Source organism: Bradyrhizobium sp. 134 (assembly GCF_023074155.1).
In the GTDB taxonomy this organism is placed as follows: Bacteria; Pseudomonadota; Alphaproteobacteria; order Rhizobiales; family Xanthobacteraceae; genus Bradyrhizobium.
Genome location: NZ_JADPKX010000086.1, coordinates 709,226 through 730,183 on the forward strand (window position 1 = coordinate 709,226; position 20,958 = coordinate 730,183).

General features: G+C 65.2%; 16 protein-coding genes. 15 read left to right on the top strand and 1 reads right to left on the bottom strand.

Translation table 11 applies throughout. The features are described from left to right. The first annotated feature begins 6 nt into the window (after window positions 1-6). From IVA75_RS38105 to IVA75_RS38130, 6 genes are all read left to right on the top strand, one after another. Window positions 7-1,434 carry a PepSY domain-containing protein gene (locus IVA75_RS38105; protein WP_247289026.1) on the top strand — a complete coding sequence of 476 codons (1,428 nt, stop codon included), beginning with the start codon at window positions 7-9 and terminating at the stop codon, window positions 1,432-1,434. Between the two features lie 459 nt (window positions 1,435-1,893). After that, the gene (locus tag IVA75_RS38110) at window positions 1,894-3,903 is read left to right on the top strand and encodes a hydantoinase/oxoprolinase family protein (protein ID WP_247289028.1); all 2,010 of its coding nucleotides are present in this window, start codon (window positions 1,894-1,896) and stop codon (window positions 3,901-3,903) included. After that, window positions 3,900-5,480, top strand: coding sequence for a hydantoinase B/oxoprolinase family protein (locus tag IVA75_RS38115; RefSeq protein ID WP_247289029.1), 1,581 nt, complete (start codon window positions 3,900-3,902; stop codon window positions 5,478-5,480). The genes IVA75_RS38110 and IVA75_RS38115 overlap by 4 nt, the downstream gene beginning before the upstream one ends. Before the next feature lie 10 nt (window positions 5,481-5,490). Beyond that, on the top strand, window positions 5,491-6,786 hold the full coding sequence (locus tag IVA75_RS38120; RefSeq protein ID WP_247289030.1) for an aminotransferase class III-fold pyridoxal phosphate-dependent enzyme: 1,296 nt from the start codon (window positions 5,491-5,493) through the stop codon (window positions 6,784-6,786). Between the two features lie 136 nt (window positions 6,787-6,922). After that, window positions 6,923-7,855 (top strand): N-carbamoyl-D-amino-acid hydrolase, encoded by a 933-nt coding sequence (locus IVA75_RS38125; RefSeq protein ID WP_247289031.1) that lies wholly within the window; start codon window positions 6,923-6,925, stop codon window positions 7,853-7,855. Between the two features lie 5 nt (window positions 7,856-7,860). After that, window positions 7,861-8,529, top strand: a complete 669-nt coding sequence (locus tag IVA75_RS38130) for a flavin reductase family protein (protein WP_247289032.1) — start codon at window positions 7,861-7,863, stop codon at window positions 8,527-8,529. Here IVA75_RS38130 and IVA75_RS38135 read toward each other — a convergent pair. Further along, window positions 8,526-9,188 (bottom strand): aspartate/glutamate racemase family protein, encoded by a 663-nt coding sequence (locus IVA75_RS38135; protein ID WP_247289033.1) that lies wholly within the window; start codon window positions 9,186-9,188, stop codon window positions 8,526-8,528. The genes IVA75_RS38130 and IVA75_RS38135 overlap by 4 nt on opposite strands. A gap of 56 nt (window positions 9,189-9,244) precedes the next feature. Here IVA75_RS38135 and hydA point away from each other — a divergent pair, with 56 nt between their 5' ends. From hydA to IVA75_RS38180, 9 genes are all read left to right on the top strand, one after another. Then, on the top strand, window positions 9,245-10,714 hold the full coding sequence (gene hydA, locus IVA75_RS38140; protein WP_247289034.1) for a dihydropyrimidinase: 1,470 nt from the start codon (window positions 9,245-9,247) through the stop codon (window positions 10,712-10,714). 16 nt (window positions 10,715-10,730) lie between these two features. Then, window positions 10,731-11,705 (top strand): NAD(P)-dependent oxidoreductase, encoded by a 975-nt coding sequence (locus IVA75_RS38145; protein WP_247289035.1) that lies wholly within the window; start codon window positions 10,731-10,733, stop codon window positions 11,703-11,705. A 1-nt stretch (window position 11,706) separates the two neighbouring features. Further along, a complete protein-coding gene (locus IVA75_RS38150; protein ID WP_247289036.1) occupies window positions 11,707-12,456 on the top strand; it encodes an SDR family oxidoreductase in 750 nt (249 codons plus the stop codon). After that, window positions 12,453-13,889: an NAD(P)/FAD-dependent oxidoreductase gene (locus tag IVA75_RS38155; protein ID WP_247289037.1), complete on the top strand. Its 1,437-nt coding sequence runs from the start codon at window positions 12,453-12,455 to the stop codon at window positions 13,887-13,889. Before IVA75_RS38150 ends, IVA75_RS38155 begins: the two co-directional genes overlap by 4 nt. Window positions 13,890-14,009: 120 nt before the next feature. Continuing rightward, window positions 14,010-15,629 carry an ABC transporter substrate-binding protein gene (locus IVA75_RS38160; protein WP_247289038.1) on the top strand — a complete coding sequence of 540 codons (1,620 nt, stop codon included), beginning with the start codon at window positions 14,010-14,012 and terminating at the stop codon, window positions 15,627-15,629. Window positions 15,630-15,657: 28 nt separating this feature from the next. After that, window positions 15,658-16,689: an ABC transporter permease gene (locus tag IVA75_RS38165; protein WP_197031190.1), complete on the top strand. Its 1,032-nt coding sequence runs from the start codon at window positions 15,658-15,660 to the stop codon at window positions 16,687-16,689. Next, entirely contained in the window at window positions 16,686-17,534 is an 849-nt protein-coding gene (locus IVA75_RS38170) for an ABC transporter permease (RefSeq protein WP_027569265.1), read from the top strand. Before IVA75_RS38165 ends, IVA75_RS38170 begins: the two co-directional genes overlap by 4 nt. Further along, window positions 17,531-19,201 (top strand): ABC transporter ATP-binding protein, encoded by a 1,671-nt coding sequence (locus tag IVA75_RS38175; protein ID WP_247289039.1) that lies wholly within the window; start codon window positions 17,531-17,533, stop codon window positions 19,199-19,201. Before IVA75_RS38170 ends, IVA75_RS38175 begins: the two co-directional genes overlap by 4 nt. Before the next feature lie 142 nt (window positions 19,202-19,343). Then, window positions 19,344-20,945: an ABC transporter substrate-binding protein gene (locus IVA75_RS38180; RefSeq protein WP_247289040.1), complete on the top strand. Its 1,602-nt coding sequence runs from the start codon at window positions 19,344-19,346 to the stop codon at window positions 20,943-20,945. The last annotated feature ends 13 nt before the right edge of the window (window positions 20,946-20,958 follow it).

Consider the following 20,958-nt stretch of genomic DNA (forward strand, 5'->3'; position numbering starts at 1 on the left):
TGACCGATGATGCGCGCGATCGTCCTGCTGCATCGATGGCTGGGGATCGCGTTCTGCCTGCTGTTCGCGATGTGGTTCGCGACGGGAATCGTGATGCATTTCGTTCCGTTTCCGTCCCTGACGGAAGCGGAACGCTTTGCCGGCCTCGTGCCGCTGGATCGCGTTGAGACGACGATCGCGGTCGCCGATGCCGTTGCCGCGAGCGCGATCGCGGATGCGACGCGCGTTCGCCTGATCCAGCGCAGCGACGGACCAGTCTATGTCGTTTCGGGCCCATCGCGCGCAGGCGCAGTCCTCGCCGCCCACGGGGTCGACGCGTCGGTCTCGTCTTCCGAGGTCGCGCTGGCCGTCGCGCGAGACCACGCACGCAGCCGCGGGCTCGATGCCGCGCGGGCCGCGATCGTTGCGCGCTCGGATTACGACCAATGGAGCGTGCCGAACGGCTTTGACCGCCATCGGCCCTTGTTTCGCATTGCGCTCGGCGACGCCGCCGGAACGGAGGTCTATGTCTCCTCGCTCACCGGCGAGATCGTCCTGGATACGACGCGCAGCGAGCGGACCTGGAATCTCGTCGGCAGTGTGCTGCACTGGATCTATCCGACAGTTCTGCGAAGCAATTGGTCGTTGTGGGATCGCGTGGTCTGGACCTTGTCGCTGCTGGCGCTGTTCGCAGCTTTGCTTGGCGCTGTGCTCGGACTTGCGCGGATCAAACCTCGAAGCGGTCTGATCGGATCGCCCTATCGTGGCTGGCATGCCCTGCATCATCTCATCGGCCTCGCGGCCATGGTGTTCGTACTGAGCTGGATTTTCAGTGGCTGGCTCTCCATGGATCATGGGCGGCTGTTCTCGCGTGGGCAATTGACCTCGGCTGAATCCAGCGTGATGAACGCTTCACCGAACTGGGCGGCGGCTGCATCGCTCGATCGGCAGCCTGTATCGCCGTCGACCCGCGAGATCGAATGGTTTGCCTTCAACGGCACTCTCTATCGGCGGGACCGGACGGGCCTTGCCGGCCAGACCTTGATCAAGGCAGGCGACGCGCCCCGCGATGGACCAACGGGATCTCTGGATGTGCAGGAGGCCCAGGGGCTGACCGCCCGCCTCGCGGCCGGCTGCGGCGCACCGTCCGTACTTGCCGACAACGACGACTATCCCGCGCAGTCCAATGTCCCGGGCGCCCCGGTCTACCGCTCGTACTGCGGTGACCTCTGGTTCGACATCGACGGCGCCGACGGCAATTTGCTGCAAAGGCTGGATTCGTCGCGGCGGGCTTATCGCTGGTTCTACGGCGCGCTGCACACGCTGGATTTTCCGGTCCTGCTGACGCGTCCGTTGCTGCGCGACGGCTTGGTCGTCGGGCTCTGCACCCTCGGCCTTCTGTTCTCCATCACGGGCATCGTCATCGGCTGGCGCCGCTTGGTCGCGATGCGTTGAGCGGCAAAACCACTGCTTACTGATCGTACAATAAAGAGAGGCTGAGCCGACTGCCATGCATAGCTCGTGAGCAATCGCACGGCCCGTAGCGCCGGTCGATCGCCTGCAAATTAGACAGTCCGTGCGCGGCGTGTGGATTGCAGTGCAGCGGATGTCGCGTTTCGTTCGGGAAAACTCGTGGTGCGCCGCACTTATCTCGCGTGGAACGATCAGCACTGGCCTGCACTCCCCGCGGGCAGCGCTGCCCTAAAATGTGCCTTGGCGCGCCGCGCCGGTCGCGGGCTGCTCCAGTGCGTTGCGACAACTCTGACCTATCCCGAGCCCATCGCTCTGTCGCACGCTCGCAAGCGGTGGCATGACAGGGGATGACGATGAGCGCTCTCGGCTTGGGATTGTACTTCGCGACGGATGGGAACCACCCGCCCTCCGGTTCGAATGTCGTCCGCAGCTGACCCACACATGAGCGCTGACGAAAATCACTGGGAAGTCGGCACCGATATCGGCGGCACCTTCACCGATATCATCGCGATCCGACACTCCCCCGCGGAGGCGCGGATCGCGAAAGTGCCGTCGCGCCCGCAGGCTCCAGTTCAGGCGATGCTGGAGGCGATCGAGGCGGTGGGCCTGCGCAAGAGCGAGGTCAAGCGCTTCGTCCACGGCACCACGCGTGTGACCAACGCCATCGTCGAGGGACGGCTGCCGAAAGTGGCGCTGGTCGCGACCGAAGGCTTTGCCGACGTGCTGGAGATCGCGCGCTATCGCCGCCGCGATCTCTACCGTCTCGACATCCCGCCGAAATCGCCGCCGCTGGTGCCGCCGGAACGATGTTTTGGGTTTGCCGAGCGCCTCGACCACGAGGGGCAGGTACTGAAGGCGCTGGATGAGGCGGAGATCGAGCGCCTGGTGGCGTGGCTGAAAACAACCGGCGTGCAGAGCGTCGCGGTCGCGCTGCTTCATGCCTACGCCAATCCGGTGCACGAGAAGGTGCTCGGCGAGCGGCTCAAGGGCGTCGTTGCCCACGTCTCGCTGTCGCACGAGGTCAATCCCGAGGCGCGCGAATACGAGCGGACTTCGGCAACCGTGTTCAACGCGGCTGCCATGCCGATCGCGGTGGAATATCTCAGCGAGCTGGAGCAGCGGCTGCCGATCGGCGCCGGCCTGCAGGTGTTTCATTCGGCCGGCGCCATGGTCCCGATCTCGGCCGTGAAGCGGCGGCCGCTGGTGATGGCGATGTCCGGTCCGGCGGCCGGCGTCGCGGCATCGGTCAGCATCGCACGTCAGCTCGGCACATCGCGGATGCTGACGTTCGACATGGGCGGCACCACGACCGACGTCTGCCTGATCGTCGACGGCCAGGCCGAGATGACCGACGGCCGCATGCTCGGTGACAAGCCGCTGCGTCAGCCGATGCTTGCGGTTCATTCCATCGGGGCGGGCGGCGGATCGATCGTGCGCAATGGTCCCGGTGGCCTGACCGTCGGACCGGAAAGCGCCGGCTCCGAGCCGGGACCGGCCTGCTACGGCCGCGGCGGTACCGAGCCGACTATCACCGACGCTAACGCCGTGCTCGGCTATCTCAATCCCGAAACCAGGCTCGGCGACCGGATCGGAATCAATATCAAGGCAGCCAGTGATGTCATCGCGCCGATCGCGCGCACTCTGGGGCTGAGCCTGACCGAAACAGCGCTCGGCATCATCAAGGTCGCGAATGCGACAATGGCGCGTGCGCTCCGCCGCGTCACCGTGGAGCGCGGCATCGACGGGCGCGACTGCACGCTGCTCGCCTTTGGCGGTGGTGGCCCGATGCATGCCGCGGGCCTTGCCGATCTCTACGGGATTGCCGAGGTGGTCGTTCCCAGCGCGTCGAGTGCGTTTTCGGCACTGGGCTGTCTCACTGCCGATTTCAGCTTCCTCCAGCAGCAAACCTTGCGTGCTGCGCTTGACGGCATCGACCTCGCCCGCGTGTCGGAGCGGATCGGGGTGCTGATTGACGATGCCTCGGCGCCGCTCATCGCCAACGGCGTTGCCACGACTGAAATTCGGGTCGAACTGGTGGCCTTGATGCGCTACGCGGCGCAGAACGACGCCATTCCGGTGCCGTTCGCGCGACCGCTCGACGTTGTCAGGCTGAAGAAGGACTTTTTGGCCCGGCACCACGAGCTGTTCGGCTATGCGACGGGCGAGAGCTGCGTCATCGAGTCCGTGCGGGTGCAGGCGCGCCGTCCATCGACGACCGTCGTGAGCCGGCCGGCCATCGCGGTCAGAACGGTCTCCAAAGGCGAGCGCATCTGCTCGTTCGATGGCTTTCACGACATCGCCACAAGCATCATCGACCGTGCCTCGCTGACCGAAATCGTCAGCGGCCCGGCCATCATTGAAGACGCATGGTCGACCGTGGTGGTCCCGCCCGGCTGGCAGGCGAGGCCTGATGTTCCAGGCAATCTGTTCCTGACGCGGGGGGCCGCATGAAGCTCGATCCGTTCGTCGTCGAGGTCATCAGGCACGGGCTCTCGGCCGCGGCCGAGGAGATGAGCCTGGTGATGACGCGCTCGGCGCGCTCGCCGCTGCTGCGCGAGGCCGGCGACCTGTCGTCGGCGATCACGGACGGCCGCGGCGACCTGGTCGGGCAGGGGCGCGACATCCCGATCCATCTCGGCGCGATGGCCTACACGGTCCTCGAATTGCTGAAGGTGGTGCCGCGCGACAGCCTGAACGACGGCGACGCACTGATCTACAATGTGGGCCCGCTCGGCGGCAATCATCTCAACGACGTAAAGGTCGTGCGGCCCGTCTTCGTCGACGGCGAGATCGTGGCGTTCGCGGTCAGCCTCGCGCATTGGCCCGATATTGGCGGCACCTGGCCCGGCAGCTATTTTGCGAAAGCCATCGACACCTTCCAGGAGGCGATGCGCATTCCGCCGGTTCTGATCGCCACGGCGGCCGGCGTCAATACGCCGATCGTGCAGCTGCTCAAGGCCAATGTTCGGGATCCCGAATCCTGCGAGGGCGATCTTCTCGCCCAGATCGCCGCAACGAAAGCCGGTGAGAAGCGCATCGTCGAGCTCTGCCGCGAGCACGGCAAGGCGGTCTTCACGGCGGCGCAGTCGCGCCTGCACGATCTCTCCGAAATCGAGATGCGTGAGGCGTTGCGCGATCTGCCGGATGGCGTCTACGAGGGCGAGGATTATCTGGACGACGGCGGCGTCGATGACGCGCCCGCGCGCATTCATGTCAAGATCACCATTGCAGGCGACGAAGCTACCTTCGACCTCTCGGGAAGCTGCGACCGCGTCTCGAATTTCTGCAACACGACGCCGTTCATGGCGCGTTCGGCGGTGGCCTATGCCGCGCGCATCATGAGCGGGCGCGACATGAACCAGAACGCGGGCGCGTTGCGGCCGCTGACCATCGTCACGCGCCCGGGCTCGATCCTGGAGCCGGGGTGGAATGCCTCGGTTGCGGCCGGCAATCACGAGACCTCGATGCGCATCGTCGATGCGATCTTCCGCGCCATGCAGCACACCATTCCCGAACGTCTGTCGGCCGGTGGGGCGACCACGGCGGGCGTCCTGTTCTTCGCCGAGCCGCGACAGAACGGTTCATGGAAGATGCTCTACGAGGTCCACGGCGGTGGCGAGGGCGCGCGGCACGATCGGGCCGGCATCTCGGCGACGCGGGTGCATCTGTCCAACACCTCGAACACGCCGGTCGAGGTGATCGAGGCGAATTACGCGATCCAAATCGAGCAGCAGGCCATTCGCCGGCAGTCCGGCGGCACGGGCGCCCATCGCGGCGGGGACGGCGTCATTCGTAGCTATCGCATCCTGGCGCCGTCGATGCATCTGACCACCTGCATCGAGCGCATGGTGATGGCGCCGTTCGGCATGCAGGGCGGCGAACCCGGCAAGGCCTGCCGCATCTCGCTGATCCGGCAGGGCGCGAACGTCGCGATCGACGGCAAGTCGAACCTGGTGCTGCAGCAAGGCGATCTCGTCACGATCGAGACGTGCGGCGGCGGTGGCTACGGCGTCGAGGCTGCGGAATGAAGGGATTGCGATGAGTAGATTGTTGCGAACCGGGCTGAATGCCGGCGACAGCGCGCCCATGGCCGTGGTCGGCGGCGAGGGCGTTTATTTCCATCTGTCCGATGGTCGCAAGCTCATCGACGGCAGCAACACCGGCGGCGGCCTCGGACATCGTCATCCCGCGATGGTGGAGGCGATCCGCCGCGCCGCGGATACGCCCGTCGTGAACGAGGGGTGGACCTGGGTCGGCCGTGAGCAGGCCGCTGACGATTTGATGGCCACCGCGTTCAGAGGCGAAGAGGATTGGGTCGGCGCGGTGCGCTTCTGCATCAGCGGCAGCGAGGCCAACGACATGGCGCTGTCGCTCTGTCAGGCGCTGACGCAACGGTTCGCGCTGGCGACGCGCGAACGCGCCTATCACGGCATTACGGGCCTGTCGCGCAGCATGACGGTGCAGCCGCAATGGCATGGCGGCCTTGCGGTGCACTCAGGCGGCTCAAAGCTGCCGGCGCCGATGGCGCCGGTGCGAATATTGCCGGCGCCGCAGGGCGCGATCTATGGCGCGCCGGCCAACAATGCTTCCCCCAGCGAATATCTGGCCGATGCCACGCGCCTGCTTTCGGATACGGCAGCTACGATCATCGACTACACCCAAGGCGGCATCTACTACGACGGCGCCTATCAGGACGAGGTGGCGCGGTGCGCGCGGCAGGCTGGCTCCTACTGGATCGCCGACGAAGTGGTGACCGGCGCCGGCCGCGCCGGGCGCTGGTTCGCGTTCCAGGGCGCCGAAAGCCGTCCTGACATCGTGACACTCGGAAAATCGCTCGGTGGCGGCGCGGCGGCGGTTGCGGCGGTGGTGGTGTCGAAGGACGTCGTCGAGCGGCTCAACGGCACGAGCTGGCAGAATTACAGCACGCTGCGCGGGCATCCCATCAGCATGGCTGCCGTCAGCGCCTATCTGAAGGTCGTCAACGATGACAAGATTTTGGAGCACGTGAGGGGCCTCGAAAAGCTGTTCACCCGCCGCCTGCTCGCCATCGCGCAAAAGCATCCAAGCGTGCAGCGTGTGGCGGGGCAGGGGCTGCACTGGACCGTGGAGCTGCACGGGCCGGACTGGCGTTCCTGGCACGCCGATACCACCGAGGTGCCGATTGCCTCGCGGGTCGCGGAGCGGGCGCTGGAGGCGGGCGCCGTGATCGGGACCAGCGGCGAGCAAACCTCGCTGTTCCTCGCGCCGCCACTGGTGATCTCCGAGCATGAGGCCGGGCAGCTTCTGGATGCACTCGACCACGGTCTCGATGTTGCGGATGACGAGCAGACATGAGGTTAGATCGTGCAACGCACACTGTGCCGATCGGCAGGCACAGGCTGGAAAGTCCGGGCGATGCTGCGTTATGCTGCTCGCGCCGGCACGTGATTGAAACTTTATCTTCACACAAGACATCACCAGGAATTCGCTGATGCGTATCGTCAATGTTGCGGCCGCCCAGATGGGCCCGATCCAGAAAGCCGACAGCCGCGAGGCCGTGGTCAAGCGCATGATCGCGCTGATGGATGAGGCCAAAAGCAAGGGCGCCGACCTGATCGTCTATCCGGAACTGGCGCTCACGACCTTCTTCCCGCGCTGGTATGCGGAGGACCGGGCTGAGTTCGACAATTGGTTCGAGCGCGAGATGCCGAACGCGGCCACGAAACCGCTGTTCGAGCGCGCGGCGCAGCACCAGATGGCGATGAATTTCGGCTATGCGGAGCTGACGCCGGACGGGCATCATTTCAACACTGCTGTTCTCACCGACAAATCCGGCAAGATCGTCGGCAAATATCGAAAGATCCATCTGCCGGGCCATGTGGAATACGACACCAAGCGCTCGCACCAGCATCTGGAGAAGCGCTATTTCGAGCCGGGTGATCTCGGCTTCAATGTCTGGCGCGAGCTCGGCGGCATCATTGGCATGGCCATCTGCAACGACCGGCGCTGGCCCGAGACCTATCGCGTCATGGGCTTGCAAGGCGTCGAGATGGTGCTGATCGGCTACAACACGCCGTCCGTGAATGCGGAGAGGAGCGATGAGGGCGTCGAGAAACGCCTTTTCCACAACCGCCTCTCGGCGCAGGCCGGCGCCTATCAGAACGCGACCTGGGTCGTCGCGGTGGCCAAGGCCGGTAACGAGGACGGACACCCACTGTTCGGCGGCAGCCTGATCGTCGATCCCAATGGCGAAATCGTCGCCGAAGCGAAGACGGAGGAGGACGAACTGCTGGTCCACCCTTGCGACCTCGATGCCACCACCTTCGGCAAGACCACGATCTTCAATTTCGCGCAGCACCGCCGCACCGAGCATTACGGCCTGATCACCAGCCGTACCGGCGCGGTGCCGCCGCCGGAGACGTGACGTCGATGACTGGCCAGAGCACATCCGGCATATCCTTGCGCGAGCTCGATCCGCGCGACCGCTACAAGCTGCTCTGCGGCGTGGTGGTGCCGCGGCCGATTGCGTTGGTGACGACGCTCGATGCCAACGGGGCGGTCAACGCCGCGCCGTTCAGCTTCTTCAACGTGTTTTCGGAGAGTCCGGCGCTGATCGTGCTCGGTCTCCAGCACAAGCCGGATCACAGCCCGAAGGACACCACCCGCAACATCCATCGCGACGGCGAGTTCGTCGTTCACATGGTTGATGAGGCGCTCTCCGCGGCGATGAATGACTGCGCGGTCGATTTCCCGTCCGGTGACAGCGAGGTCGCCGCGGCAGGGCTGGCGACGCTTCCCTCTGTAGACGTGAAGGTGCCGCGCCTCGCCGCGGCACCCTTTGCGCTCGAATGCCGGCGCCATGTCGCGCTGACCTTCTCGCCCGATCGCGAACTGCTGGTCGGCGAGGTCCTCCGGGTTCACGCCCGCGAGGGCCTCGTCGACGAGGCCAATATGTATGTCGACCTCGACGCCTACCGGCCGATCGGTCGCATGTTCGGCAATCTCTACACGACGCAGAGGGATACGTTTGCGCTTGTCCGCGAGAGCCACGCGCAATGGCTCGCGCGGCAGGGCGCCAAAGAGCTGAAGGACGCCTAGTGGTTCGAGAACTGCACGCTACCCAGCGCCATGGTGACCGCCGCCTGTGTCGGGTCGATCACGGCAATGCCGAGCGCGTCTTCGAGGGGCCGGCGATGGCGGGCCATGCCGGCGCAGCCCATCACGATGGCACGGGCGCCGTCCTCGTCGCGCAGCGCGCGGCCGACGTCGATCATCCTGGCCAGCGTGCCTTCGCCCGAGGCGGTTTCCGCGACGCTCATGTTGAGCGGCCGCTCGCCGGCGAGGCGTTCGGTCAGTCCCATCTGCCTGAGATAGCGCATGTGACGCGGGATCGAGCGCTGGGCGATCGCGATGACGCCAAAGGTTTCGGCGCGGGCCAGCGCGGTCAGCACGCCGCATTCGGCGATGCCGAACACGGGACGGTCGGTGCCTTCGCGACAGACCTGGAGCCCGGGATCGCTGTAGCAGGCGATGACAAAGGCAGCCGAGCTGTTGTCGCCCTCGACCAGCCGGCGCAGCGGCATGGCGACGCCATCGACATCGGCCTGGCTCTCAATGCCGAACGGACCCTCGGCCAGCGTCTGGCAGACCACCTCCGGCCCGCCCTCGAAACCGAGCGGCTTCAGCGCGTCCTCCAGCCCCTGCGTGACCGCAGGGTTGGAGTTCGGATTGATGACGAGGATGCGCGGTCGGGACATACTGGTCTTCCTGCAAAATTTCGATCACTTGGCTTGAGCCTATCATGGAGTGCCTCATGACTGAACCCACTTACGACCTGATCATTCGCGGTGGGCGCGTCGCGACGACGACCGACGTCTTTGAAGCCGACGTTGCCATCTCCGGCGAAACCATCGCCGCGATCGGCCGCGGGCTTCCGTCCGCGAAGCGCGAGATTGACGCCCGCGGCAAGCTGGTGCTGCCAGGCGGCGTCGACAGCCACGCCCATATCGAGCAATTGTCCGCTGCCGGCATCATGAATGCCGACACGTTCGAGAGCGCGACCGTCTCGGCCGCCTTTGGCGGTACGACCACGGTGATCCCGTTTGCCGCGCAGCATGTCGGCATGAAGCTGCCGCAGGTGGTGGAGGATTATCACGCGCTGGCGAAGAAGGGCGCCGTGATCGACTACGCCTTTCACATGATCATCGCCGATGCCACCAAGGAAACGGTCGAAGAGCACATTCCGGCGCTGGTGAAGCAGGGGCACGCGTCGATCAAGATCTTCATGACCTACGACCGGCTCAAGGTCGACGACGAGCCGCTGCTGGACATCCTACTTGCCGCGCGCCAGTCCGGCGCGATGCTGTGCGCCCATGCCGAAAACCACGGCATCATCGCTTGGATGGTGAAGCGCCTGCTCGCGCGCGGCTACACGATGCCGAAATACCACGCCGTCAGCCACGCGCGGGTATCGGAGGCGGAGGCCTTTACCCGGCTGATCGGTATGGCAGCGTTGATCGATCAGCCCATCATGATCTTCCACGTCTCGACCGCCGAGGGCGCCAAGGTCATCCGCGACTCGCGCGGGCAGGGGTTGAAGGTGTTTGCCGAGACCTGTCCGCAATATCTGTTCCTGACCGCCGCCGATCTCGACAAGCCCGGGGTGGAGGGCGCCAAGTGGATGTGCAGCCCGCCGCCCCGTACGCATGCCGACCAGGAGGCGCTGTGGCAGGCTCTGTCGCTCGGCGATCTCCAGACCATCTCGTCGGATCACGCGCCTTATCGTTACGACGAGACCGGCAAGCTGCGCGCCGGACCCAATCCCAATTTCAAGCAGGTCGCGAACGGCCTGCCGGGACTGGAGCTGCGCCTGCCGCTGCTGTTCGACGCGATGGTGTCGAAGGGACGCCTGGGCCTGGAAAAATTCGTCGAGCTGACCTCGACGGCGCCAGCCAAGATCTACAATCTGCATCCGCGCAAGGGCTCGATCGCGGTCGGCGCCGATGCCGATATCGCAATCTGGGATCCCAATCGCGAGGTCGAGATCGCCGATGAGATGATGCACGATCTCACCGGCTATACGCCGTTTGCGGGACGGAAGCTGAAGGGTTGGCCGGTGTCGGTGCTGTCGCGTGGCCGGGTGATCATCGACGGTAACAAGTGCCTCGCGAGCGCCGGCAGCGGCCAGTTCCTGGCACGCAGCGGGGGCGAGGCGGCCAAGCCGACGGGACGGCTCGTCGCCGACATGGATCCGGAGCGGAATTTCGGGGCAAAACTGCTGTGACGGCGGATCGCGCGCGATGAAGATCGTCATCTTCGGCGGCACCGGCTTTGTCGGCCTCAATGTTGCGGAGGCGTTGCTGGCGCGTGGGCACGAAGTGACGCTGTATGACCGTGCAGAGTTGCCGCCATCCGCGCGGCGGTCTCTTGCCGACTGCGGCGCACGGCTCAGAGCCGTGCAGGGCGATGTCACCGACGCAGCAGCCATCGACGCCCTCATCGCCGAAGGCGTTGATGCGATCGTGCTTGGAGCTGCGATCACCGCCGGTGACGAATTGGAGAGAGCATCGACCGCGCGCGTTCTCGAGATCAACGTGATGGCCCAGATCCCGATCCTGCTCTCCGCGATCCGGCATGGCGTGCGCCGGGTCGTCAATCTCTCCTCGGCATCGGCCTACGGCGCCACGGGTGCGCGGGTCGAGATTCTCGACGAGGAAACGCCTTGCGATCCGGTCTCGTTCTACGCCATCAGCAAGTTCACCTCGGAGCGATCGGTTGCGCGTCATGCCGAGCTCTTCGGCGGCGATTTCCTGAGCGTACGGCTGAGCGCCCTGTTCGGACCGTGGGAGCGACCGAGCTCCGTGCGCGACACGCCAAGCCTCCAGTTCCAGATCTTGGCCGCGTTCGCCCGGGGCGAGCCGGCGATCATGCCTCAAGCGGGCATGAGGGACTGGATCTACGCGCCGGATGCGGCTGAGGCCGTCGCACTGCTGATCGAAGCCGAGCGGCCGCGTCACCGGCTCTACAACATCTCCCGCGGAGGGCTTTGGCCTGCGCTGCAATGGGGCGAGGCCTATGCAGCGTTGCATCCCGGCCTGCAATGCCGGCTCGCGGCGCCCGGCGAGAAAACCGTCATCAAGCTGCATGGGGCCTATCGCGCGCCGCTGTCGGTGAATCGGATGGCGGATGAATTCGGCTGGCGGGCGAGGTTCGGCTGCGCCGAGTCGGCGGCTGCGATGAGCGCCTGGTTGACGCAGCACAAGGAGTGGATCTGAGATGCGGCTGCAAGGGCGCACGGCCATCATTACGGGCGCGGGTTCGGGTATCGGTCGCGCCAGCGCGAAGCTGTTTGCAGAGGAGGGCGCGCAGCTCGCTCTGGTCGATCGCGATGCCGTGGGACTTCAGGAAACGGTGAGCCTGGTGGGTGGAGCGACGGCGCATGTCGGTGACGTCGGCGATGCCAGCTTTGCCGAGACCGTCGTCGGAGAGGTTATGGCGCGACACGGTCGGCTCGACATCCTGATGACTGCCGCTGGCTTCTCCTGCGGCGGCACGGTGCTGACAACGAGCCCGGACGACTGGGATGCGGTGTTCCGCACCAATGTCGGCGGCACCTGGCTGTGGGCGCGGGCGGCCGTGCCGCAGATGCAGCGGCAGAAGAGCGGTTCGATCATCACGCTGGCGTCGCAGCTTGCGATTGCCGGCGGCAAGGGCAACAGCGCCTATATCGCCGCCAAGGGCGCAATCGTCAGCCTGACCCGGACGATGGCGGTGGATTTCGCGACGGACGGCATTCGCGTCAACGCGATCGCGCCTGGTGCGATCGACACGCCGATGCTTCGCCGCAGCTTCGCCCGTCATACCAATTCAGACGAGGTGCGCGAGGCTTCCCGCGACCGCCATGCCATGAAACGATTCGGTCAAGCCGAGGAGATCGCGCAGGCCGCGCTCCACCTCGCAAGCGATGCGTCCTCATTTACGACCGGCACCGTGATGGTGGTCGACGGAGGCTGGCTCGCGGCATGAGTGATGCGCTGACAGAGCTGGAAGCGAACGTTCGCGCCGATCTCGCGCGGATCGCGCATCCCGATGCCGCCTGGCTCGAACCGAAGGTGGGGCCGGACGGCAAGCCGGCGCTGGATGTGCTCGTTGTCGGCGCCGGCCAATCCGGCATCGCCATCGGCTTCGGCCTGATGCGCTCCCGCGTCGGCAACATCCTGCTGCTGGACAAGGCCGAGGAGGGGATGGAAGGCCCCTGGCTCACCTATGCCCGCATGCCGACGCTGCGCAGCCCGAAAGATTATACAGGACCCGACCTCGATCTTCCGAGCCTGACCTACCAGTCCTGGCATGAGGCCCGTTTCGGCAAGGAGAGCTGGCAGACACTCGACTTGATTCCGCGCGGACACTGGGCCGAGTATCTGCTCTGGTTGCGGCGCACGATCGGCTTGCCCGTGAGCAACGGGAGCGAGCTTCTGGAAATCCGGCCAGCGGCGGGTGATTTGCTCGCCGCACGCGTGAAACGTGGCGGCGGTGTCGAGACGCTCCATGCGCGCAAGATCGTGCTGGCGACCGGGCAGGAGGGAATGGGGAACTGGATGATCCCCGAGCCGCTGCGCGAACTGCCGGCCGACTCGGTCGCAACCGCCGCCGACGATATCGATTTCGAAAACCTCCGCGGCAAGCGCGTCGCCGTGATCGGCGCCGGCGCATCTGCCTTCGACAATGCGGCAACCGCACTGGAGGCTGGCGCGGCGGAGGTGCATCTGCTGTGTCGTCGGACGCAGATCCAGCTGATCCAGCCCTATCGCTGGCTGACGTTTCGCGGCTTCCTCCGCCATCTCAGCGATCTCGACGATGCCTGGCGCTGGCGCTTCATGCGCATCATCCTCGACATGCGCGAAGGCTTTCCGCAGCCGACCTATGATCGCTGCGCGCGCCATGCCAATTTCACATTGCACGAGGGCGCGCCGCTTGAGGCCGCGCGCGAGACTGGCAAGGGCATCGAATTGCAGACGCCGCGCGGCGTCATCGCAGCGGATTTCGTCATCTGCGGCACCGGCATCGACATGGATTTTTCCGGCCGTGGCGAGCTGCGCGCATTTGCCGGCAATATCGCAACCTGGGCCGACCGCTACGAGCCCCCCGAGAGCGAACGCAGCGCGCGGCTCGGCCGCTTTCCCTATCTCGCCGACGATTACGCCTTCACCGAACGTGTCGTGGGCGAAACGCCGTGGATCTCGAATATCCATCTCTTCGCCATCGCCTCCACCATGAGTTTTGGTCCGTCGGGATCATCGATCAACGCGATGACCACCGCGGTGCCGAAGCTGGTCAATGGCCTGACGCGCGGCCTGTTCCGCGCCGATATCGAACGACACTGGGCCTCGCTCCGCGCCTATGACGTGCCGCAGGCCATGGTCACGCGGCCGGCGCGAAAAATGGAGGAATCGCGATGATCGTCCATGCGCCGCCGCGACAAAGCGTCCACAAGAGCGCATCATGAGACTGGCGCGCAACTTGCTTCTTTCTTAACCTGTCCTGTCGGCGTTCTTGTCGAAAATTTTTGGGGAAAACCAATGCGTTTTGTGTCTTTCAGGTCGGCATCCTCCGTGCTCGCCACCACCGCGTTGCTGCTCGTCGCCACCGCGCCCTCGCAAGCGCAGACCAGGGCCGAGACGTTGCGCTATGTCACCGGTGCTTCCGTCAACACGCTCGATCCCAACATCCCGGGCTCGACGCGCGAATCCTTCGCGCTGAGCATGAGCACCTACGACCGCCTTGTCGCGTTCGGCCGCAAGCAGCTCAACGGCAAATGGGTGTTCGATCTCGACAAGATCACCGGCGAGCTCGCCGAATCCTACGACGTCAGTCCGGACGGACTGAAGCTGACGTTCCGTCTGCGCAAGGATGCCAAGTTCCAGGACGGCTCGCCCGTGACCGCCGAGGACGTCAAATGGTCGCTCGATCGCTGCGTCACCGCGCCGATCCTCGGCAAGGCACAATTGCTGACGGGATCGTTGACGTCGGCCGACCAGTTCAAGGTGATCGATCCCCTCACGATCGAAGTGACGCTGCCGAAGCCCGACAAGCTCGCGCTGCCGAATCTCGCCACGGTCTACCCGCTGATCATCAACTCGAAGGTCGCCAAGGAGCACGCGACCCCGGAAGATCCCTGGGCCACCGCTTGGCTGAAGGAGCACACCGCCGGCAGCGGCGCTTATGTCATCGAGAGCTTCAAGCCCGGTGAGCAGGTGATCATCAAGCGCAACGAGGATTGGAACCGCGGCTCGCCCGACAAGCCGGCATTCTTCAAGCGCGTGATCGTGCAGTCCGTGCCCGAGCCCGCGACCCGCGCCAATCTGGTCGAGCGCGGCGACGCCGATCTCGTCGTCGATCTGCAGGCCAGCGACGTGCAGTCGCTCGAGGCCAAGGGCAAGCTCAAGGTGGTCTCGACGCCGCAATACAATTCGATCACCTTCGTCTCGATGAACAATCAGATCCCGCCCTTCGACAACGTCAATGTGCGCCGCGCCGTCGCCTTCGCGCTGCCCTATGAGGACATGTTCAAGGCTGCCCTGTTCGGCCGCGGAGCTCCGCTGTTCGGTGCGACTTGGCCGGATGGCAAGCCGCTGAACGGCATCTATCCGTTCCAGGCGCCGGTGAAGACCGATCTCGACAAAGCGAGGGAATATTTGAAGGCCGCCGGGCTCCCGGAGGGCTTTTCGACCACCTTCAGCTTCAACGTCGGCCAGGCCTCGACCGCGGAGCCGATGGCTGCTCTCGTGAAGGAATCGCTTGCCAAGATCGGGATCAAGGTCGACATCCAGAAGCTGCCGGACGCGCAGATGTCGACGCAGATCAACGAGAAGAAGCTGCCCTTGTTCACGGAAGGCATCGTCGCCTGGCTGCCCTCGACCGATTACTTCTACCGCAACTTCTACACCGGCAATCAGCGCTGGAACTACAGCTCGATCAACAATCCGGAGCTGGAGACTATCGCGCAGGAAGCGCGCTTCGAGCCCGATAAGGCCAAGTACGAGGAAGCCGGCCGCAAGCTCAATGCGATCCATTTCAGCGAGATGCCTCAGATTCCGCTGTGGCAGCCGAACCAGGACGCTGTGATGGCCTCGTCGATCGAGGGCTACACCTACGAATTCCACCGTCAGGTCGACTATCGCGACGTCAGCCGCAAGTGATCTCGACATGCAAGGGCTCTGAAAGGTGATGACCGGTTTTGGTGCGACGGTGGTGCGGGCGGGAAGGCGGCTTCTGTCGTCGCTGCCGGCGTTGTTCGGCGTGCTGGTCTTCACCTTTCTGCTGATGCGGGTCCTCCCCGGAGATCCCGCGGTGTTCTTCGCCTCGGGGCCCAACGCCGGCAAGGAGGAGATCGAGCAGATCCGCAAGCAGATGGGGCTCGACAAGTCGGTGCCGGAGCAGCTCGTGTTCTATCTCTCCGACATCGGCCGCGGCAATCTCGGCCGCTCCATGATGACGGGGCAGCCGGTCCTGAAGGACCTTCGCGAACGGCTGCCGGCCTCGCTCGAACTGACGTTCACAGCGTTGCTGATCGCATTGATTGCGGCGGTGCCGCTCGGCGTGGTCGCAGCCTTGAAACCGGGATCGCTGGTCGATCACGGCGTGCGGCTGTTCTGCGCGCTCGGCGTCTGCGTGCCGACCTTCGTCTCGGGCCTGCTGCTGATCTATGTGTTCTACTATCTGCTCGGCCTTGCGCCTGATCCGACCGGGCGGATCGACGTCTTCACCTCGCTGCCGCCGCAGCGCACCGGGTTCCTGTCGATCGATTTCCTGCTCGCGGGAGACATCGAGGGCTGGTGGGCGACCTGCAAGCAGCTGATCCTGCCCGCGCTGAGCATGGCCCTGTTCGTCATCGCGCCGCTGGCGCGGATCACCCGTGCCTCGATGCTGGTCTCGCTCGGCAGCGATTTCGTGCGCACCGCGCGCTCGGTCGGATTGTCCTGGCAGAAGGTCGTCGTCACCTATGCGCTGCGCAATGCGATCCTTCCCGTCATCACCATTGCCGGCATCGTGTTCTCGACCATGCTTGGCGCGAACGTCCTCGTGGAGAAGGTATTCTCCTGGCCGGGCGTCGCCTCCTATGCGCTCGATGCGCTGCTGTCGTCCGACTATGCGCCGGTGCAGGGTTTTGTGCTGCTGATGGCTGGCATCTTTGTGCTGGTCAATCTGGTCGTCGATATCTGCTACGGCATCGCCGATCCCAGGGTGTCGATCGGATGACCAGCGCAACCCTCCGCCATTCGGTCTGGATTTTGCGCGGCAACCCGCTGACCGGCGTCGCCGCGGCCGGTGTCCTGCTGTTCGTCCTTGTCGCGATCTTCGGACCGTGGCTGGTGCCCTATGATCCCATTGTCTCCAATGTCTCGGAGGCCCTGCAGCCGCCGAGCGCGGCGCATCTCGCCGGCACCGACCAGCTCGGGCGCGACGTGTTCAGCCGCCTCGTCGTTGCGGCGCGGCTCGACCTCGCCATCGCGGTCTCGGCGGTTGGCATCTCGTTCGTGATCGGCGCCGTCGTCGGCTCCTTCTGCGGCTATGCCGGCGGCAGGCTCGACCGCTCGGTCGGCCGCTTCGTCGACGTTATGATGGCCTTTCCGCTGTTTGTGCTGGCGATGGCGATGGTTGCGGCTCTCGGCAACCGGATCGAGAACATCGTGATTGCAACCGCGATCATCAATCTTCCGTTCTACATCCGCTTCGCGCGCGCCGAGGTCAACGTCCGCCGCAATGTCGGTTGGGTGGAGGCGGCGCGTTCCTGCGGCGAGAGCCATTTCTCGGTCGTGCTGCGCTTCCTGCTGCCGAACATCCTGCCGGCGATGGCGGTGCAGATCTCGCTCAACCTCGGCTGGGCGATCCTGAACGCCGCCGGTCTTTCCTTCATCGGCCTTGGCGTCAAGCCGCCGACCCCGGAATGGGGCATCATGGTCGCGGAGGGGGCCCGCTTCATCTCGACGGGGCGGTGGTGGCTGGTGGCATTTCCGGGCCTCGCGTTGATGATGGCCGTACTGTGCTTCAATCTCCTCGGCGACGGGATGCGGGACATTCTCGATCCGCGCATGCGCACATGAGCGAGGAATTGCTCAGGATCGACGATCTCCACGTCGCATTCTCGACGCGACGAGGGATGGTGGAGGCCGTGCGCGGCGTGACGCTCACGGTCGAAGCCGGCGAGATGCTTGGCCTCGTCGGCGAAAGCGGATCGGGCAAGTCGGTGACCGGTTTTGCCACGACGCGGCTGCTCGATGCGGCCGGCCGCGTCACCGCAGGCAAGATACTGTTTCGCGGCCAGGACGTCACAAAACTCAGGGGTGACGATCTCCGGCAGTTCCAGGGCGCCGCGATGTCGATGATCTTCCAGAACCCGCGGGCGGCGCTCAATCCGATCCGCGCGATCGGCCTGCAGATCGCGGACGCGATCCTCACTCACAAGCGGATATCGAAGGATGCCGCCCGCGCGGAAGCGCTGGAGCTGTTGCGCGCCGTCCAGATCCGCGACCCCGAGACGCGGATGAACGCCTATCCGCACGAGCTCTCCGGCGGCATGTGCCAGCGCGTCATGATCGCGATCGCGATCTCCTGCAATCCCGCGCTCTTGATCGCCGACGAGCCGACGACCGGACTCGACGTCACCACGCAGAAGGTGGTTATGGACCTCCTGGCGGAGATTGCCGCCGCACGCGGCATGGCGACGATCCTGATCACGCACGATCTCGGACTTGCGGCGCGATATTGTCGCCGTATCGCGGTGATGGAGCGCGGCCGCATCGTCGAAGAGGCAAGCCCCAGGACGCTGTTCGGGGCGCCGCAGCATGCCTATACCAGGCGCCTGGTGGCGGCGTCGCCAACCGCGACCTCCGGGATCGCGGACCTCGTGACGGAAGAGGAGCGGGAAGGCTATGCGGCTGTCGTCAGCAGGCCTAGGCAGGAGCCCGTTCACGGGACTCCGCCGCTGCTGGAAGTGCGCAAGCTCGCAAAACGCTTCGACGAGGGCGCTGCGGCGGTGGCGGACTTCTCCATGACGATGGCCGGCGGCGAGAGCGTCGGCCTCGTCGGCGAATCCGGCTCCGGCAAGAGCACGACGTCGCGGATGATCTGCCGCCTGATCGATCCGAGCGAAGGCGAGATCGTGTTCGACGGGCAGTCGATCGGCCACGTGGCGTCGCGCGACTTTCACCGCTCGCGCTTCCGCAAAGACATCCAGATGGTGTTCCAGGACCCGAACGAGAGCCTCAACCCGCGCTTCACCGCCTTCGATTGCATCGCCCATCCCCTGATGCGGCTCGACGGCATGCGTGGGGGCGATGCGCTGCGCAAGCGGGTGGAAGACTGCGCCGTTCGTGTGGGGCTGCCGCTGGATCTGTTGCCGCGCTTTCCGCATCAGCTCTCCGGCGGCCAGAAGGCCCGCGTCGGCATCGCCCGCGCCATCGCCTGCCGGCCGCGGCTTCTGGTGCTGGACGAGCCGACCGCCGCGCTGGACGTCTCCGTGCAGGCCGTGGTGCTGCAACTGCTCGACCGCCTGCGGCGGGAGAACGACATCGCACTGCTGTTCGTCAGCCATGATCTCAACGTGGTGCGCATGCTTTGCGACCGCACCATCGTGCTGCGCAATGGCGGCATCGTGGAGCAGGGCGAGAGCCGGGCGCTGTTCGACAACCCCAAGACCGACTACACGCGCAAGCTGGTCGAGGCGATCCCGCATATCGAGACCGGGCCGATGCTGGCGGCTGCGCTTTGAGGTCTCGACCGGCCCCAAATGGTGCGGATATCCCGCTGGCGAAGGTCCGGTTAGTGGCATACCATTTGCACGCCAATGAGCTCTGGTTTCACCTGTTCTTGGCCAACGATGGCCGGCATCACGGCACTATTGGGAGGATTTCATGGATCGCAGGACCGTATTGAAGGGACTGGCCGGCGCGGGCGGTCTGGCATTGAGCGGCCTCTCGGCCCCGGCGATCGCACAAGGCGCCTCCGCGCGCACCCTGCGCTTCGTGCCGCAAGCAAACCTCGCCAATTTCGACCCGATCTGGGGCACGCAATATGTCGTGCGCAATGCCGCCGCGCTGGTCTGGGATACGCTCTACGGCGTCGATTCCGCGCTGCAGCCGCAGCGGCAGATGGTCGAGTCCGAGGAAGTGACCGACGACGGCACCACCTGGACGTTCAAATTGCGGTCGGGGCTCAAATTCCACGACGGCGAGCCGGTGCTGAGCAAGGACGTCGTTGCGAGCCTGACGCGCTGGGCGGCACGCGACCCGATGGGGCTGATGCTCAAGGCACTGCAGCAGGAACTCACCGCTGTCGACGACCGCACCTTCAAATGGGTGCTGAAGCAGCCGTTCCCGAAGATGCTCTATGCGCTTGGCAAGAACAACTCGCCTTGCGCCTTCATCATGCCGGAGCGCATCGCGCAGACCGACCCGTTCAAGCAGATCGGCGATTATGTCGGCTCGGGGCCGATGAAGTTCGCCAAGGGCGAATGGGTCCCCGGCGCGAAAGCCGTGTTCGAAAAATTCGCCGACTATGTGCCGCGGCAGGAGAAGGCGTCGTGGCTCGCCGGCGGCAAGCAGATGCTGCTCGACCGCGTCGAATGGATCGTGATGCCCGATCCGGCGACCGCCGCGGCCGCGTTGCAGAACGGCGAGATCGACTGGTGGGAGAACCCGATCGCGGACCTTGTCCCGGTCCTGAAGAAGAACAAGAACATCAGCGTCGACATCGGCGATCCCCTCGGCAATGTCGGCTCGTTCCGCATGAACTTCCTCTATCCGCCCTTCAACGACGTGCGGGCGCGGCGCGCGGTGCTGATGGCGATGAGCCAGGAAGACTATATGCGTGCGCTCGTCGGCGACGACAATTCGCTGTGGAAGTCGTTGCCCGGCTTCTTCACGCCCGATACGCCGCTCTACACCGAGGCGGGCGGCGAGGTCCTGAAGGGTAAGCGCGATCTCGACGCTGCCAAGAAGCTGCTCGCCGAGAGCGGCTATTCCGGCCAGCCGGTGACGTGCCTGGTGGCGCAGGACCAGCCGATCACCAAGGCGTTCGGCGATGTGACCGCCGATCTCTTGAAGAAGCTCGGTATGAATGTCGACTTCGTCGCGACCGATTGGGGCACGGTCGGCTCCCGCCGCGCACAGAAGACACCGCCCGGACAGGGCGGCTGGAACATGTTCCACACCTGGCACGCGGGTTCGGACTGCATCAATCCGGCGCCCTACACCGCCATTCGCGCCAACGGCGACAAGGCCTGGTTCGGCTGGCCCAACAGCCCCGGCACCGAGAAGGAGGTCACGTCCTGGTTCGAGGCCAAGAACCTCGACGAGGAGAAGGCCGCGGTCGCCCGCCTCAACAAGGTCGCGCTCGACGACGTCGTCTACGCGCCGACCGGCTTCTTCCTCAGCTACACGGCCTGGCGCAAGAACGTTTCCGGCATCACGAAAGGGCCGCTGCCGTTCTTCTGGGGCGTGTCGAAATCCGCATGACCTTGCGCTGAAG